The organism is Polaromonas sp. A23, assembly GCF_002001015.1.
Lineage (GTDB): Bacteria > Pseudomonadota > Gammaproteobacteria > Burkholderiales > Burkholderiaceae_C > Polaromonas.
Window position 1 is genome coordinate 166,127 of record NZ_MUNO01000037.1, and the last position, 16,431, is coordinate 182,557.

A 16,431-nucleotide genomic window follows, 5' to 3' on the forward strand; every position below is an offset into this window, starting at 1 on the left:
CCTCAGGACGGCTGGGCAGAGGGGTTGACACCAGAGACATCAGCGCCTACCGGACGATACCGCGCTGCGGTGTGGTCTGCTGCAAAAATGAGAGCATCATCTGCACGTCCGGAACGGACTCAGGGTACTTTTCGCTCAGACCAGCAATCTGCGTCTGAGCCGTGTCCAGGGGCAAGTCCTCACGGTACAGAGCCTTGTGCATGGCCTTCACCGCGGCAATGCGCTCGGGAGAGAACCCCCGCCGGCGCAGGCCCTCAAAATTCATCGAACGCGCCTCGGCGGGCTGCCCCTGGCACATCACAAAAGGCGGCAAATCGGCAAACAGCAACGAACACATGGCCGTCATGCTGTGCGCGCCGATCCGCACAAACTGGTGGACCACGGTAAAGCCGCCAAGAATCACCCAGTCGTCGACCGTCACGTGACCGGCCAGTTGCGAGTTATTGGCGAAGGTGGTGTTGTTGCCCACCAGGCAATCGTGCGCCAGGTGCACGTACGCCATCATCCAGTTGTCGTTGCCCAGCCTGGTCACCCCGCCGCCGCCAGGCGTGCCGATATTGAAAGTGCAAAACTCGCGAATGGTGTTGCGGTCGCCGATCACCAGCTCGCCAGGCTCGCCGGCATACTTCTTGTCCTGCGGAATCGCACCCAGCGAATTGAACTGAAAAATGCGGTTATCACGTCCTATCGTCGTGTGGCCTTCGATGACGCAGTGCGCGCCTATGGTGGTGCCGGCGGCAACCTTGACGTTCGGGCCGATGACGGTATAGGGCCCAACGCTGACGCTACTGTCGAGCTGGGCCTGGGGGTCAACCAGCGCTGTGGAATGAATGGTGGTCATGAAAAAATGTACTGTGCAGCGAAGACATGGGCCAGCGGCACTGCGGGCAAACTCCCCTTCAAGCCGGGGCCGCGGAACCGGCTTTGCCGGGCCGCAGGCGCAGCGGCCCCCTCGGGGGGCAGCGCATTACGCGAAGCGAAAAGCGTGGGGGCCATTCAAGCAATAGTGCGCATGGTGCACATGAGTTCGGCCTCACAGACCATGTTGCCCTCGACATGCGCCGTTCCCTTGAACTTGAATACGCCGGCCTTCAGCCGGTCCAGTGTCAGCTCCATGATCAACTGGTCACCTGGCTCCACCGGCCGCTTGAAACGCGCGCCGTCGATTCCGGCAAAGTAATACACCGTCTTGTCATCGGGTGTCACACCCTGCATATCGAAAGCCAGCAAAGCTGCTACCTGGGCCATGGCTTCAAGCATCAGCACGCCCGGCATCACTGGCCTGTGCGGAAAGTGCCCGGTGAAAAAAGGCTCGTTGATCGTGACATTTTTCAGAGCCTTGATGCGTTTGCCCTTGTCGAGCTCAAGCACACGATCCACCAGCAGAAAGGGGAAACGGTGCGGGAGTTGCTTGAGAATTTGGTGAATGTCCATCATGATTTTTCTTCGGTCTTTCCAGAGGCTTTTTCAGTCGTTTGCTCGAGCAATTTGAGGCGTTCACGCAAAGCGTGAAGCTGCTTGAGCGTGGCTGCATTTTTTTCCCACTGTGCATTGTCGTCGATGGGAAACAGCCCGGTGTAATGCCCCGGCTTGTGAATCGACCGCGTTACCACCGAAGCAGCCGAAACATGCACATGATCAGCAAGGCTCAAATGCCCCAGCACCACAGCACCGCCGCCCACGGTGCAATGGGCGCCGATGATGGCACTGCCCGCCACTCCCGCACAGCCTGCGAGGGCCGAATGCCGCCCTATCCGCACGTTATGGCCGATCTGCACCAGGTTGTCCAGCTTGACGCCGTCTTCGATCACCGTGTCCTGCAGCGAACCCCGGTCAATGCAGGTGTTGGCACCAATCTCCACGTCGTTGCCAATGCGCACTACCCCCAGCTGTTCAATTTTCTCCCAGCGGCCTTCATGCGGCGCAAAACCAAAGCCATCGGCACCGATCACGGCGCCGGGATGCACGATACAGCGCGCCCCGAGAGAACACCCGTCTGCCACGGTCACACGGGCCGACAGATGGGTGTCTGTACCGATTCGAACATCATTACCGATCACGCCATGCGCACCCACACGGACGCCTGAGCCCAATACCGCATGGGAACCCACGCTCGAAAAAGCCCCAACCGTCACGTCGGGCGCCAGCTTTGCCAGGGGGTCGATGAAGGCACTGGGGTGTACACCGGGCGTATGAAGTGGCTGGTGGCGCTGCTTCCAGAACTGGGTGATACGGGCAAAGTACAAGTAGGGGTCATCGACGATGATGCAGGCCCCGCGCTGCATGGCGGGTTCTGCAGCTCCCGGGCCCACCACCACGCAGGCCGCAGCGGACTGGCCGAGCTTAGCCTGGTACTTGGGATGACTTAGAAAAGTGAGTTCGGCGGCTCCGGCCGATTCGAGCGGGGCGAGCCTTTCAATGAGGACATCCGGATTCCCCACCAGCCGGGCGTCAAATTCGCCGGCGAGCGACGCAACAATGTCCCCGAGTCTAAGCGTCACACCTGGCTTGTCCGTGTGAGCGCCTATCGGGCGGCGTTGAGTGCCTTGATGACCTTGTCGGTGATGTCATGCTTGGGATTGGCATAAACCGCTTCCTGCAACACCAGATCGTATTTTTCGGCCTCGGCAACGGCCTTAACAACTTTGTTCGCGCGTTCAATGACCTGTTGCAGTTCTTCATTTTTCCGTGCATTGAGGTCTTCCTGGAATTCACGGCGCTTGCGCTGGAATTCGCGGTCCTGTTCCACCAGCTGCTTCTGGCGCGTGGCACGCTGGCTTTCAGCAAGTGTCGGTGCCTCACGGTCAAATTTATCCGCTAGCGACTTGAGCTGCGTGCCAAGGTCGGTAAGTTCCTTCTCCCGCTTGCCGAACTCCTGCTCCAGCTTGGCTTGCGCCGCCTTGGCGCTATTGGCCTCGCGGAAGATCCGGTCAATATTGACGATGCCGACCTTGAACTCCTGCGCACCCGCAGCGAAAGTGACAAGTGCCATGACGGCAGCCAGAAGAAACTTGTATGAAAGATGTTTCATTAGAACGATGTACCAATCTGAAATTGCAATCTCTGGATTTTATCCCCCGGCTTCTTCTTCACGGGATGGGCGAATGCCAGGCGCAGCGGCCCCAGCGGAGAAATCCAGCTGACACCTATACCGGTGGAGGCTCGAAGCTCGCGAAGGTTGTATTTTTCGTTCTCGCCAAACACATTGCCTGCGTCCACAAAACCAAACAACCGCAATGTCCTGTCATTGCCGGCGCCAGGGAAGGGAGCCAGCAATTCGGCATTGAGCGTGATTTTTTTCGGGCCGCCGATGGAGTTGCCCTGGGAGTCGCGTGGCCCAAGTGAACCAGGCTCAAAACCCCGGACTGAACCCAAACCACCTGAGTAGGAGTTCTTGAACACCGGGAATGGCTGTCCATTGAGCCCCTTGCCCCAACCTAGCTCGGTGTTCACGGCAATGGTGAACTGCTTGTTCAGCGGAATGTACTGCTGGAACTGGTAGTTGCTACGCAGGAATCTGGCGTCGCCCAGTACGCCCCAGTCGCCGTATACCCGCTGGAAACGCCCGCTTGTGGGGACCAATGCGCTGTCGCGTTCATCACGCGACCAGCCTATTGTTAAAGGAAAGGTGTTACTTTTGGCGCCAAAAGTACGGGTGTAGTCTTGGTAGACCACCGGCAGATTGGTTCCCGAAATATCGATTTGCTCCACCCCAGCACCGAAGTAAACCGTATCAACTTCGCTGAAAGGCACGCCGAACCGAATGCTTGCGCCGGTTGTTTTAAGCGCGTAATCAGCACCAAACGTACCCTTCTGGCTGTCGTAAGGCCGGGATGTGCGCGTATAGACGTCAATCGTCCGGGAAATGCCATCTGCCGTGAAATAGGGGTCGACCGTGCTCACGACGAGCTGCCGGTTGTATTTTCCGGTATTAACTTCAAGGCCAAGGTAGTTGCCCGTACCAAAGGCGTTTTCCTGCTTGAAACCAAAAGAAAGCGACACCTTGTCGGCGCTGGAATAGCCCGCACCCAATTGAAGATTTCCTGTTGGTTTTTCGACCACGGCCATATTCAGGTCCACCTGATCGGTTGTGCCGGGAACTTCTTGCGTGTCAATGTTGACTTCGGTGAAATAGCCCAGACGATCCACGCGGTCTCGCGAGAGGCGGATCTTGTCACCGTCATACCACGAAGCTTCAAACTGCCTGAATTCGCGGCGGACCACTTCATCACGTGTACGATTGTTCCCGCTGACATTGATGCGGCGCACATAGGCCCGACGGGAAGGTTCGCCCTGCAGGACAAATGCCACCCTGTTATTGGTGCGGTCAATTTCAGGGCGGGCTTCCACCTTAGCGAACGCGTAGCCGAAACTGCCGAAATACTCGGTAAACGCCTTGACGGTTTGCGCGACCTGGTCGGCGTTGTAAGCCTCACCGGGTTTGATGGTCACCAGAGTCTTGAACTCTTCCTCACGCTCAAGATAATTACCTTCCAGCTTGACACCGGACACAGTAAAACGCTCACCTTCTGTGATGTTGAGCGTCAAGGAAATATCTTGCTTGTTTGGCGATATGGCGACCTGGGTGGAGTCAACCTTGAACTCGAGATAGCCCCGAGTCAAATAATAGGAACGCAAGGTCTCAATATCGGCATTGAACTTGGCGCGAGAGTAACGGTCAGACTTGGTGTACCAGCTGAGCCAGCCGCCGGTATCCAAGTCAAACAGGTTTCTCAATGTTGACTCGCTGAAAGCCTTGTTTCCAACGATGCGGATTTCCTTGATCTTGGCGACATCGCCTTCGACGACGCTGAAGGTCACATTGACCCGGTTGCGCTCGATCGGTGTCACGGTGGTCAGCACCTCGGCGCCGTACAGACTGCGGTTGATGTACTGGCGCTTGAGTTCCTGCTCCGCCCGGTCAGCCAGGGCCTTGTCGAAGGGCCGGCCGTCGGCCAAGCCGATCTCGCGCAGGGCTTTCTTCAGCACTTCCTTGTCAAACTCTTTGGCGCCGACGAAGTCCACGTCGGCCACTGTTGGGCGCTCCTCGACAATCACCACCAGTACGTCACCACTGACTTCCAGCCGTACATCCTTGAACAAGCCCAGACCAAACAGTGCGCGAATCGCGCCGGCGCCCTTGTCATCGGTATAGGTTTCGCCCACGCGAAAAGGCAACGAGGCAAAAATGGTTCCAGGCTCAACCCGCTGCAGGCCTTCAACGCGAATATCGCGCACTGTAAAAGGATCCACCGCCCAGGCGGCATGCGCTATCAGAAAACTGGCCACGACCGCAGAAACGCTGCGAACCTTGAATCGTTTGATTTGTTTTTGCATGAAAAGTATGGAGTTAACCCAAAAGCCGCGAGACATCGTTAAACAGGGCAACTGACATCATGCCCAGCAGGATTGCAACGCCTCCGCGCTGCAACCGGTCCATCCACGCGTCAGACACGCTTTTGCCGGTAATCGCCTCCCAAAGATAATACATCAGGTGCCCCCCGTCCAAAACCGGCAGTGGCAGTAAATTGAGCACGCCCAGGCTGACGCTGATCAGCGCCAGAAACAGCAGATAGGCGGTCCAACCGATGCTTGCCGACTTGCCGGCGTAGTCGGCAATCGTCAGCGGGCCGCTGAGGTTTTTCAGAGAGGCCTCGCCAATGACCATCTTGCCCATCATTTTCAGTGTGAGCACAGAGACCTGCCAGGTACGGACGGCGGCACTCCAGAGGCCGTCAAGCGGCCCATACCGCACCGTGACCATGGCGGGCGGCGCGCCGACATAGGCGCCAATGCGGGCGATCGACCGGCCGTCCTCCTGCCTGATCTCTGGCGTGACCGGCAAGTCCATCGCCCGCCCGTCCCGCACGATGTACCAGGTTTGGGTTCCGCTGGAAGCCCGGATGATTTCACGCAGTTGCGGGCCGTCGATGATGGCCAGACTGCCAATGCGAGACACCAGATCGCCGCTGCGAAGACCAGATTTCTCGGCGGCGCCGCCAGCCATCAGCTCGCCGATCAGCGGCTCGGTCCAGGGGCCGATGATGCCGATTTTTCTAAATAGCTGCGCATCGGCATCGGCGGCCTGGAGCTGGCCCAGCGGCAACACCAGTTCTCGCGCCGCTGCCCCAGCTGTAGTGGCGCTGGAGGAGATCGCCAACCGGACGTCGCGGCTGTTCAGCGCGCCTTGGGTCAACAGCCATCGCAGGTCCTCGAAAGATCGAACGTCCTGCAAAGGCTCTCCGTCAAAAGCCGCTTGCTGCACCCGTTCCCCACCGTGCAGGCCCGCGCGCTCGGCGATGGAACCCGCCACGGGACTGGCCAGAACGGCTTCGGGCTCCTGCAAACCGCTCCAGTTGACGACGGCATACAGGACGATCGCCAGCAGCAGGTTGGCAACCGGCCCCGCAGCGACCACCGCAGCGCGCGAACGCAAAGACTGCGTGTTGAAAGCCAGGTGCCGCTCTGACGGGTCAACCGGGCCTTCCCGTTCATCGAGCATCTTGACGTAACCACCCAGAGGCAGCAGGCCGATGGAAAACTCGGTCGACCGGTTCCTGATCCGCCACGTGTAAATGGGCTTGCCGAAGCCGACGGAAAACTTCAGAACCTTGATACCGCAGGCCACAGCCACGCGGTAGTGGCCATACTCGTGGACGGCAATCAGAACTCCCAGGGCAACAACAAAGGCGACCAAGGTCAGCATGGCAAAACTCCTGTCAAGTCGCCAGATTTCCGGCGATTTTGATGGCTGCAGCGCGGGATTCGGCGTCCAGCGCCAGCAAGTCCCCTATCCCGCGAATTTCAGAGGCGTTCACAGTATCCAGGGTTCCACGGTTTACTGCGTGGATCTGGTCGAAACGAATGCGTTTTTCAAGAAAGGCTGCCACCGCTATTTCATTAGCGGCATTCAGCACCACGCAAGTACCGGGCGGTGCACGCAAACTCTCCCAAGCCAACGGCAAGCAGGGGAAACGCTGAAAGTCCGGGACCTCGAAGGTCATGGCGGCCATCCGGGCGAAGTCCAGGCGTGCCGTGCCGCTTTCGATCCGCTCTGGCCAGGACAGACCATAAGCAATCGGCACCCGCATATCCGGCGTACCCAGCTGGGCCATCACCGATGCATCATGGAACTGCACCATCGAATGGATGATTTGCTGCGGATGAATCACCACCTCGATCTGCTCCGGCACGACACCAAACAGGTACTTGGCCTCGATCACCTCCAAAGCCTTGTTCATCATCGTGGCCGAATCCACCGAAATCTTGCGACCCATCGAAAAATTGGGGTGCGAGCAGGCCTGCTCGGGCGTTACGTCACGCAAAGTTACCGGATCACGGGCACGAAAAGGACCGCCCGACGAGGTCAGCATGATTTTTTCAATGCGCCGGGGCCAAACCGCCGGGTCTTCGGGTAATGACTGAAAAATGGCCGAATGTTCGCTGTCAATCGGAAGCAATCGGGCGCCGCCTTCATGAACCGCCTGCATAAACACCTCGCCCCCAACCACCAATGCCTCCTTGTTGGCAAGCAACAGCCGTTTACCGGACCTTGCCGCAGCAATGCACGGCGCCAGACCCGCTGCACCCACAATGGCCGCCATGACGGTATCCACCAGTTCGTGCGACGCTATCATTTCGAGAGCATCTTGCGCCCATAAAACCTGGACTGGAAGCTGATTTGCCTTGATTTTTTCCGCCAGTAAGCGGGCATGCGGCTCACTGGCCATCACGGCATATTGGGGCTTGAACTGCGCGCATTGCGCCAGCAGCAATTCGGTTTGGGTAGCCGCGCTGAGGGCAAACACCTCAAAGCGTTCAGGGTGGCGAGCGATGACATCCAGCGTATTGACCCCAACCGAGCCGGTAGAGCCCAACACCGTGACGCGTTGTTTCATGGGTGTCATGCGATTCAGGTTAGACCGTCAGCAGCATCATGACCAGCGGCAGCACGGGCATGAGCGCATCGACGCGGTCGAGCACGCCGCCGTGGCCAGGCAGGAGGCCGCTGGAATCCTTCGCGCCCGCGCTGCGCTTGATCAGCGATTCGACAAGGTCACCGACCACACTGAGGGTGGCCAGGAACACCATGGACAGCAATGTCAGCGCCAGGCCGTGCTGCGCAACCAGGCGGGCATACAAACTTTCTCCGGTCGTGTCCAGCAACAGCCAGACAATGCACAACACCAGCACACCGGCCATGCCGCCCCAGACACCTTCCCAGCTCTTGCCGGGGCTGATCGCCGGGGCCAGCTTGCTCTTGCTGAAGCGTCCGCCCAGTCCCTTGCCGGCAAAATAAGCGCCGATGTCGGCAACCCAGACCACCAGCAGTACCGACAACAGGAACTCGATGCCGATGAAGCGTGCCTGCGCCACAGCCAGCCACGCAAGCCAGAGTGCCAGCACGCCGCCGACCAGGCGCACAACCCGCGGAATGCGCGACCACCCTGCCACGCCACCGCGCAGCAGCCAGGCACCCACCAGCACCCAGGCGGCGCCGGCCAGGCGCCAGAGCAATGGCAGGGTTTGATCGAGCAGGCCCAGGTCCCAGGACATGCCGCACAGCACCACGCAGACAAAACCGGCCAGCAGCGCGCTGAGCTGGCTGTAACCATTAAGACGAGCCCATTCCCACGCACCGGCTGCAATCAGCACCAAGGCCACCAGGGCGAATGGCACCGGGGTGCGATAAAACAGCGCTGGCAGCAGGATGGCCAGCATGACAAGCGCGGTGATGACACGTTGCTTGAGCATCAGGCAGCCTTCATGGTGGAGTCTCCGGCGGACTCCGGCGCAAGCTGCGCGGAAGTCTGCCCGAAGCGCCTCTCGCGGCTGCGGTAGACAGCGATGGCTTCATCGAGCGCCGCGTCGTCAAAATCAGGCCAGAGCTTGTCGGAAAAATGGAATTCGGAGTAAGCGGCTTGCCAGAGCAGGAAGTTGCTGATGCGCAGCTCGCCGCCGGTGCGAATGACGAGGTCTGGGTCCGGCACATGGGCCAGCGCGAGCGCGCGGTCCAGCGCCATTTCCGTGATTTCCTGGCCTTCAGCAGCGAGCTTGCGTGCCGCCTGGGCGATGTCCCATCGGCCGCCATAGTTGAAACACACGTTGAGAACAAGACGCTGATTGCCTTCGGTGGCCTGCTCGGCCTGCGTCAGTCCAGCCCTGAACTTGTCGGACAGGCGCTGCCTGTCACCGACAAAATGTAGCTGCACGCCATTGGCCTTGAGCGAAGGCACTTCCCGCGCCAGCGACAACCCAAGCAGCTCCATCAGCCCGGAGACTTCCTCCGGGGGCCGGTTCCAGTTTTCGGAAGAAAACGCAAACACGGTCAGCACACCAATGCCACGCTCCATGCAGGCCTGTACGCACCGGTTGAGCGCACTCACGCCCTGCTTGTGTCCGGCAATACGCGGCAGGAAGCGGCGCGTTGCCCATCGGCCATTGCCATCCATCACAATGGCAACGTGGTGCGGAACAACGGTGGAATTTGTTTTGGCCATGTCAATAATCAGGCCGTTGCGGCGGGGTCAAACTGCCATGATGTCTTGTTCCTTGCCCGCGACCAGTTTGTCGACTTCTGCAATGAAACGATCGGTGAACTTCTGAACTTCGTCATGGGCACGGCGCTCATCGTCTTCAGAGGCCAGTTTTTCCTTGACCAGTTTCTTGACGCTGTCATTGGCATCGCGGCGCAGATTGCGGATGGCGACCTTGGCATGTTCGCCTTCGGAACGGACCACCTTGGTCAGTTCCTTGCGGCGCTCTTCGGTCATGGCCGGCATGGGCACGCGGATCAGGTCACCCTGGGACGCCGGATTGAGGCCGAGGTCGGAATCACGAATGGCTTTTTCGATCTTGGCACCCATGCCTTTTTCCCACGGCGCCACACTGATGGTGCGCGCATCAAGCAACGACACGTTGGCCACCTGGCTGATCGGCACCATGGCACCGTAGTAGTCCACCTGCACGGTGTCCAGCAGGCCGGGGTTGGCACGGCCGGTACGGATTTTCGTCAGCGCATGCTTGAAGGACTCCACCGATTGCTGCATTTTCTGCTCGGCATGGCTTTTGATGTCGGGAATGCTCATGATGGAAATCTCCGAATAAATCTTTGTTCTGCTAAATCTGGCTGGATCGACACAGCGGTTCGAGCTCAGACGTGAACCAGGGTTCCCTCGTCTTCGCCCTGCACCACGCGCTTAAGCGCGCCGTGCTTGAAAATGCTGAAAATCTTGATCGGCAGCTTCTGGTCACGGCACAGTGCAAACGCGGTGGCGTCCATCACTTCGAGGTTCTTGCCCATGGCTTCGTCGAAAGTGATGTTGGTGTAACGCGTGGCAGCCGGGTCTTTCTTGGGGTCGGCGCTGTACACGCCGTCGACCTTGGTGGCCTTGAGCACGATCTCGGCACCGATCTCCGCACCGCGCAGGGCAGCCGCGGTGTCGGTCGTGAAGAATGGATTGCCGGTGCCCGCGGCAAATATGACGACCTTGCCCTCTTCGAGGTACTGCAGGGCCTTGGGACGGACATAGGGCTCGACAACGCGCTCGATGCCGATTGCCGACATGACACGCGGCGTCAGGCCCGCCTTGTCCATGGTGTCGCCGAGCGCCAGCGCGTTCATCACGGTGGCCAGCATGCCCATGTAGTCGGCGGTGGCACGGTCCATACCGACCGAGCCGCCCGCAACGCCGCGGAAGATGTTGCCTCCGCCGATCACGACAGCCACTTCCACGCCCATGCGGGTGACTTCGGCAATCTCCTCGACCATGCGCACAATCGTCGCACGGTTGATACCGAAGGCATCGTCTCCCATCAAGGCTTCACCTGAAAGTTTCAACAAGATTCGCTTGTAGGCTGGCATGAGGGGAGTTCCTGTCGTTTTTATCGGCGTAAGTTTAGCGGCCTTTCGGGTCAGCGGGTGCAATCAGGCAGCTTTGGCGGCAGCCACCTGGGCAGCCACTTCAGCAGCAAAATCGTCGACCTTTTTCTCGATGCCTTCGCCGACGACATACAGCGTGAAAGCCTTCACGGTCGTGCCTTTTTCCTTGAGCATCTGCTCGACGGTCTGCTTGTCGTTCTTGACGAAAGGCTGGTTGAACAGGGACACCTCCTTGAGGTATTTCTGCACACCGCCTTCAATACGTTTGGCAACAATTTCGGGAGACTGCACGGGCTTGCCTGCAGCGGTGGCCACAGCGGCGTCTTCTGCCGCCTTGGCGGCTGCCACCGAACGCTCCTTGGCGACCAAATCAGCAGGCACCTGGTCGCTTGACAGGGATACCGGCTTCATGGCGGCCACATGCATGGCAACATCCTTGGCAGGCACTTCGTCGCCTTCATACTCGACAACCACACCGATACGCGTGCCGTGCAGGTAAGAAGCGAGCTTGCCGCCCTCAAAGCGTTTGAAGCGGCGCACGCTCATGTTTTCGCCGATCTTGCCGATCAGGCCCTTGCGCACATCTTCCACTGTCGGTCCGAAACCGTCCAGGCTCAGCGGCATGGCGCCGATCACGGCCACATCGGCCGGATTGTTCTTGACGATACCCTTGACCACCGCGTCGGTGAAAGCCAGAAAGCTGTCGTTCTTGGTGACAAAGTCGGTTTCGCAGTTGATCTCGACCAGCGCGCCCACGGCACCTTCGCTGTGGAAGGCGATCACGCCTTCGGCGGTGATGCGGGAAGCGGCCTTGCCGGCCTTGTTGCCGAGCTTGACGCGCAGGATTTCCTCGGCTTTTTCGAAGTTGCCGTCGGCCTCGGTCAGGGCTTTCTTGCACTCCATCATCGGTGCGTCGGTTTTTGCGCGCAACTCTGCGACCATGCTTGCTGTGATTGCCATCTTCAGTTCTCCGTATGTCGTATTAACTTCAATTAAATAGGGTGTGCCTTTTGAACAAGGCTGTGAAAAAGGGGCTACGCGAGCCCCTTTTTCGCGTCAGGCGCAGGGCCGCAACGATCAGGCTGCAGCGTTTTCCACTTCGACGAATTCGTCGCCGCTTTCGGCCGAAACCATCTTGACCACGTCGTTGACCGCATTGGCGCGGCCTTCGATGATGGCGTCCGCGATGCCGCGAGCGTACAGCGCCACAGCCTTGGACGAGTCGTCGTTGCCGGGAATGACATAGTCAATGCCGATAGGCGAGTGGTTGGAGTCAACCACTCCGATCAGCGGGATGCCCAGCTTCTTGGCTTCGAGCACAGCGATTTTGTGGAAACCCACGTCGATCACAAAAATGGCGTCCGGCAGAGCGTTCATGTCCTGGATGCCGCCGATGTCTTTTTCCAGCTTTTCCATTTCGCGCTTGAAGGTCAGCTGCTCTTTCTTGCTCAGGGTGTCGAGGCCAACTTCCTGCTGGGCCTTCATTTCCTTGAGGCGCTTGATCGAGGTCTTGACCGTCTTGAAGTTGGTCAACATGCCGCCCAGCCAGCGCTGGTCAACAAAAGGAACGCCGGCGCGCTTGGCTTCAGCGGAGACCAGTTCGCGGGCCTGGCGCTTGGTGCCCACCATCAGGATGGTGCCGCGGTTGGCGGAGAGCTGCTTGGCGAACTTCATCGCATCCTCGAACATCGGCAGCGATTTTTCGAGGTTGATGATGTGGATACGGTTGCGATGGCCGAAGATATACGGGGCCATCTTGGGATTCCAGAAGCGGGTTTGGTGACCGAAATGGACGCCGGCTTCCAGCATTTCACGCATGCTAATTGACATAAGTAACTCCAAAGGTTGTGTCTAAAATCAGCGCTTATCGCCTGCAAACCTTGAAAAAGTTTCGCGGGCAACACCTTGAATGGCTGATTTGCGATTTATTGCGCGGTGGCGGAATTGCCTTTCGCACAACCCACAGAGTATAACATCCCTGCCAGTCTGCCGTCCCCAGCCGGAGACCGCCGTACCCTGGCAGGCGGCATTTGCCTCCAGCATGGCAGCCTTACCCTCGACATACCTTCGATATAAAAATGATAGCTGTCCGCGCCCGACTGACGAGGGCTGCAGACCAAACCGACCCTCTATCCATGAATTACCCCCTCTCCGCTTCTCACCCTGACCCACGGCGGGTCGCCTCATGAGAGTTGCGGTCATCGGCGCCGGCATCATCGGCATCACCACCGCCTGGGAACTTGTCCAGGACGGCCACGAGGTCACCGTGTTCGAACGGCGCGGCGCGGCCGCCGAAGAAAGCAGTTTTGCCAACGCCGGGGTGGTGGCTCCTGGCTACGTCACGCCCTGGGCTGCACCGGGCATGCCGGGCAAGGTGCTGCGCCACCTGCTGGGCCGCCATGCACCGGTCCGGCTCAGCCTACCCCTGTCCGGTAGTGAACTTGCGTGGATGTGGAAGTGGTGGCGCGCCTGCAAGCTGGAAACCTACCTGGCCAACCGGTCCCGGATGCAGCGTCTGGCCTTTTACAGCCGCGCACGCCTGCACCAGCTCACCGCGGAATTGGAGCTTGAATACGACCGCAGCCCCGGTTACATGGTGCTGTTGCGCGCCGAACAGGACGCCCAACTGGTCGAACCCGGCCTGCAGGTGCTGCGTGAGGCCGGCGTGGCTTTCCGGCAAATCGGCTCCGACGAAGCGCGCCGGATAGAACCGGCCCTGAATCCGGACACCGCCCTGCTGGGCGCCATTCACCTGCCCGAAGACGAGGTGGCCAATTGCCGCCAGTTCGCCCTGCTGCTCAAAACCGAAGCCCAGCGCCTGGGCGTCAAATTCGAGTTCAATACGACCGTGGCCCATATAGATCGGGCGCAACCAGCTACTTTTTTTATAGCAGGCGAAACTGCGCCGAGGAGCTTTGACGCGGTGGTGCTTTGCGCCGGGCTGGACTCGGCGACACTGCTCAGACCCTTGGGCATCAAAATTCCGATGGCGGCGGTGTATGGCTACTCCGTGAGCGCCTCCGTCCGTGAGCCGCTAAACGCGCCGCGCAGCGCGTTGATGGACGAGCGCTACAAGGTTGCCATCTCGCGCATGGGCAACCGCGTGCGAGTGGCCGGCAGCGCCGAGATCGGCGGCGCACCGGACAAAAAACGCGCCGCATCCCTCCAGACGCTGTACAAGGTGCTGCAGGACTGGTTCCCCGGGGCCGCCCATACCTCCAATGCGGCCGCCCATGTGCAGGAATGGAAAGGCGCCCGGCCCATGCTGGCAGACGGCCCGCCCATACTGGGCGCCAGCGGCCTGCCCGGCCTGTGGCTCAACCTCGGCCATGGTTCCAGCGGCTGGGCACTCAGCTGCGGCAGCGCGCTGGCCGTGGCAGATCTGATGGCAGGTAAAACGCCGGACATCGACATGGAAGGGCTGGACCTGAGCCGGCTCAAGGCATCAGGCAACTGAAGCGCCCACAATCAAGGCATGCAAGCCATCTCCAGCACCCTCAGCCTGCCGCTTCATGGCGTGGCGGCGACCCGCCTGCTGGAGCAGCAGGCAGCCGCCGGCCTTGCACCGCACACCCTGATGCAGCGCGCTGGGCTGGCAAGTGCTCGCCTGAGTCTGGCACTGGCGCCACATGCGCAGCACATCTGGGTCGCCTGCGGGCCGGGCAACAACGGTGGCGACGGCCTGGAAGCGGCCATGCATCTGCACCAGTGGGGTAAAAACGTGACCGTGACTTGGCTGGGCGCGCAGAACCAGGCAAAAGTACCGGCCGATGCGCTGGCCTCGCTGGTGCGGGCACGCGCGGCCGGTGTCCCCTTTGCAAAAACGCCGCCCGGCTTCGACTTCGCGATTGACGCCCTGCTCGGCATAGGCGCCGCACCCCGTCCGCCCCACGCCGCAGGCCAGGCCGATTTGCTCGGCGAGTGGCTGGCCCTGCTGCGCACCACCGGCCAACCCGTTCTGGCGCTGGATATTCCGAGTGGGCTGGACGCCGGCACCGGATTCGATCTTGCTACCAAATCGATAGCTGACTGCGCCCGTACAAAAAGGGCTGGAAGCCGATTTACCTTGACATTCCTGACGTTGAAGCCAGGCCTGTTCACCGCCGCTGGCCGCGACCTGGCCGGACAGGTCTGGTGGGACGACCTCGGCGTCGCGCCAGTGCTCGCCGCGTCGCCTGACGCTTGGCTGCTGGGCGAGGACCGCGCGGGCAGCCATAGCCGGGCCCACGCGGCACATGCCAGCCACAAGGGCAGCTTTGGAGATGTCGCCATCGTCGGCGGGCAGTCCGGCGCAGACGGGACAACCCACATGAGCGGCGCCGCCCTGCTGGCCGGCCGTGCCGCCCTGCATGCGGGCGCCGGCCGGGTGTTCGTGGCCCTGCTCGGCCAGGCCGCCATCAGGGTGGACCCACAACAGCCCGAGTTGATGTTTCGCAGCCCGGCTGCGCTGGACCTGAAAACCCTGGTGGTGGTTTGCGGCTGCGGCGGCGGCGAGGCGGTGGCAGGCGTTCTGCCCCGACTGCTCTCAAGTGCCACCACCATCGTGCTGGACGCCGACGCGCTCAACGCCATCGCCCGGGACACGCAGCTGCAAACACAACTCCAGGCACGCCATGGCCGCGCTTACCGCACGGTGCTGACACCTCATCCACTGGAAGCCGCGCGCCTGATGGGCAGCAGCGTCGCCACGGTGCAGGCCGACCGCCTAACGGCCGCACGGCAACTGGCTGAGGCATTCGGCTGCGTGGTGGTGCTCAAGGGCTCGGGCACGGTGATCGCCGCCCCCGGCGAAACCCCGGTCATCAACCCCACGGGCAATGCACGCTTGGCCACGGCAGGCACCGGCGATGTGCTGGCAGGCATGGTCGGCGCCCTGCTGGCTGGCGGCCATAGCGCCTTCGACGCTGCGTGCAGCGCCGTTTTTCAGCATGGTCAGCTGGCCGACGAATGGCCGGCCCGCCACCCCGGGCAGGCGCTGACCGCGTCCCTGCTAGCCCAGAATCATCAGGCCGATCTGCAGGAGGAGCAGCAGCACCAGCGCTGACAGGTCCAGCCCACCGACGATCGGAACAATGCGGCGCAGCGGCGCCAGCAGGGGCTCGGTCAGACGCCCCAGCAGGCCGTACATGGGTGAGCCCGGCTGCAGCCAGGAAATGATGGCGTACACCAGCACCACGACAAAGGCCAATTGCAGCGCCACGCGCACCAGCATCTTGAGCGCCGCCAGCAACAGCGCGGGCACCATGGCCGCAGTCAGGTTCAGCAAGGCGCCAACAAGAGCCGCCCAGAGCAGCGCGTACACCAGTGCCAGCAGCAGCGCAGCCAGCAGGCTGGCCCAGTCCACGCGTGATTGCGCCAGCGCCTTGGGCAAAACGCGGCGCAAAGGTTTGACCAGCCAGTCGGTCACGGCCATCACGAAATAGCCCGGCTGCGCACTCATGTTGATGCGCAGGCGGTTCATCCAGGCGCGCAGTAGCGCGGCCCCGATCAGCACGAAAAACAGGGTTTCCAGCAGGAAGGACAGGATGCGGATCAGCATGTTGTTTCAG

General features: G+C 60.7%; 16 protein-coding genes. 2 read left to right on the forward strand and 14 right to left on the reverse strand.

Annotated elements, in window-relative coordinates; all coding sequences use genetic code 11:
• Positions 1 to 46: 46 nt before the first annotated feature.
• The 13 genes from lpxA to rpsB all read right to left on the reverse strand — a co-directional run bounded on the left by lpxA (position 47) and on the right by rpsB (position 12,712).
• A complete protein-coding gene (gene lpxA / locus B0B52_RS17660; RefSeq protein ID WP_077594981.1) occupies positions 47 to 841 on the reverse strand; it encodes an acyl-ACP--UDP-N-acetylglucosamine O-acyltransferase in 795 nt (264 codons plus the stop codon).
• 155 nt (positions 842 to 996) lie between these two features.
• Positions 997 to 1,437: a 3-hydroxyacyl-ACP dehydratase FabZ gene (gene fabZ, locus B0B52_RS17665; RefSeq protein ID WP_077594982.1), complete on the reverse strand. Its 441-nt coding sequence runs from the start codon at positions 1,435 to 1,437 to the stop codon at positions 997 to 999.
• Positions 1,434 to 2,501: a UDP-3-O-(3-hydroxymyristoyl)glucosamine N-acyltransferase gene (gene lpxD / locus B0B52_RS17670; protein WP_077594983.1), complete on the reverse strand. Its 1,068-nt coding sequence runs from the start codon at positions 2,499 to 2,501 to the stop codon at positions 1,434 to 1,436. The genes fabZ and lpxD overlap by 4 nt, the downstream gene beginning before the upstream one ends.
• Before the next feature lie 23 nt (positions 2,502 to 2,524).
• Positions 2,525 to 3,031, reverse strand: coding sequence for an OmpH family outer membrane protein (locus B0B52_RS17675; protein WP_077594984.1), 507 nt, complete (start codon positions 3,029 to 3,031; stop codon positions 2,525 to 2,527).
• A complete protein-coding gene (gene bamA, locus B0B52_RS17680) occupies positions 3,031 to 5,337 on the reverse strand; it encodes an outer membrane protein assembly factor BamA (protein ID WP_077594985.1) in 2,307 nt (768 codons plus the stop codon). Before bamA ends, B0B52_RS17675 begins: the two co-directional genes overlap by 1 nt.
• Before the next feature lie 13 nt (positions 5,338 to 5,350).
• Entirely contained in the window at positions 5,351 to 6,706 is a 1,356-nt protein-coding gene (rseP, locus tag B0B52_RS17685; protein WP_077594986.1) for an RIP metalloprotease RseP, read from the reverse strand.
• A 13-nt stretch (positions 6,707 to 6,719) separates the two neighbouring features.
• Complete coding sequence (gene ispC / locus B0B52_RS17690; RefSeq protein ID WP_254425748.1) at positions 6,720 to 7,907, reverse strand: 1-deoxy-D-xylulose-5-phosphate reductoisomerase; 1,188 nt, start codon at positions 7,905 to 7,907, stop codon at positions 6,720 to 6,722.
• A gap of 10 nt (positions 7,908 to 7,917) precedes the next feature.
• Complete coding sequence (locus tag B0B52_RS17695; RefSeq protein ID WP_077594987.1) at positions 7,918 to 8,754, reverse strand: CDP-archaeol synthase; 837 nt, start codon at positions 8,752 to 8,754, stop codon at positions 7,918 to 7,920.
• Positions 8,754 to 9,500, reverse strand: coding sequence for a polyprenyl diphosphate synthase (gene uppS, locus B0B52_RS17700; protein WP_077594988.1), 747 nt, complete (start codon positions 9,498 to 9,500; stop codon positions 8,754 to 8,756). The genes B0B52_RS17695 and uppS overlap by 1 nt, the downstream gene beginning before the upstream one ends.
• Positions 9,501 to 9,527: 27 nt before the next feature.
• Positions 9,528 to 10,088 (reverse strand): ribosome recycling factor, encoded by a 561-nt coding sequence (gene frr / locus B0B52_RS17705; RefSeq protein ID WP_077594989.1) that lies wholly within the window; start codon positions 10,086 to 10,088, stop codon positions 9,528 to 9,530.
• 65 nt (positions 10,089 to 10,153) lie between these two features.
• On the reverse strand, positions 10,154 to 10,864 hold the full coding sequence (gene pyrH / locus B0B52_RS17710; protein ID WP_077594990.1) for a UMP kinase: 711 nt from the start codon (positions 10,862 to 10,864) through the stop codon (positions 10,154 to 10,156).
• A gap of 63 nt (positions 10,865 to 10,927) precedes the next feature.
• Positions 10,928 to 11,842 carry a translation elongation factor Ts gene (tsf, locus tag B0B52_RS17715; RefSeq protein WP_077594991.1) on the reverse strand — a complete coding sequence of 305 codons (915 nt, stop codon included), beginning with the start codon at positions 11,840 to 11,842 and terminating at the stop codon, positions 10,928 to 10,930.
• Positions 11,843 to 11,959: 117 nt separating this feature from the next.
• Complete coding sequence (rpsB, locus tag B0B52_RS17720; protein ID WP_077594992.1) at positions 11,960 to 12,712, reverse strand: 30S ribosomal protein S2; 753 nt, start codon at positions 12,710 to 12,712, stop codon at positions 11,960 to 11,962.
• A 355-nt stretch (positions 12,713 to 13,067) separates the two neighbouring features.
• Here rpsB and B0B52_RS17725 point away from each other — a divergent pair, with 355 nt between their 5' ends.
• Positions 13,068 to 14,339, forward strand: a complete 1,272-nt coding sequence (locus B0B52_RS17725) for a D-amino acid dehydrogenase (protein WP_077594993.1) — start codon at positions 13,068 to 13,070, stop codon at positions 14,337 to 14,339.
• A gap of 18 nt (positions 14,340 to 14,357) precedes the next feature.
• Positions 14,358 to 15,926: an NAD(P)H-hydrate dehydratase gene (locus B0B52_RS17730; RefSeq protein ID WP_077594994.1), complete on the forward strand. Its 1,569-nt coding sequence runs from the start codon at positions 14,358 to 14,360 to the stop codon at positions 15,924 to 15,926.
• Here B0B52_RS17730 and B0B52_RS17735 read toward each other — a convergent pair.
• Positions 15,873 to 16,421 (reverse strand): YggT family protein, encoded by a 549-nt coding sequence (locus B0B52_RS17735; RefSeq protein WP_077594995.1) that lies wholly within the window; start codon positions 16,419 to 16,421, stop codon positions 15,873 to 15,875. The two genes, B0B52_RS17730 and B0B52_RS17735, sit on opposite strands and share 54 nt — an antisense overlap.
• Positions 16,422 to 16,431: the final 10 nt, after the last annotated feature.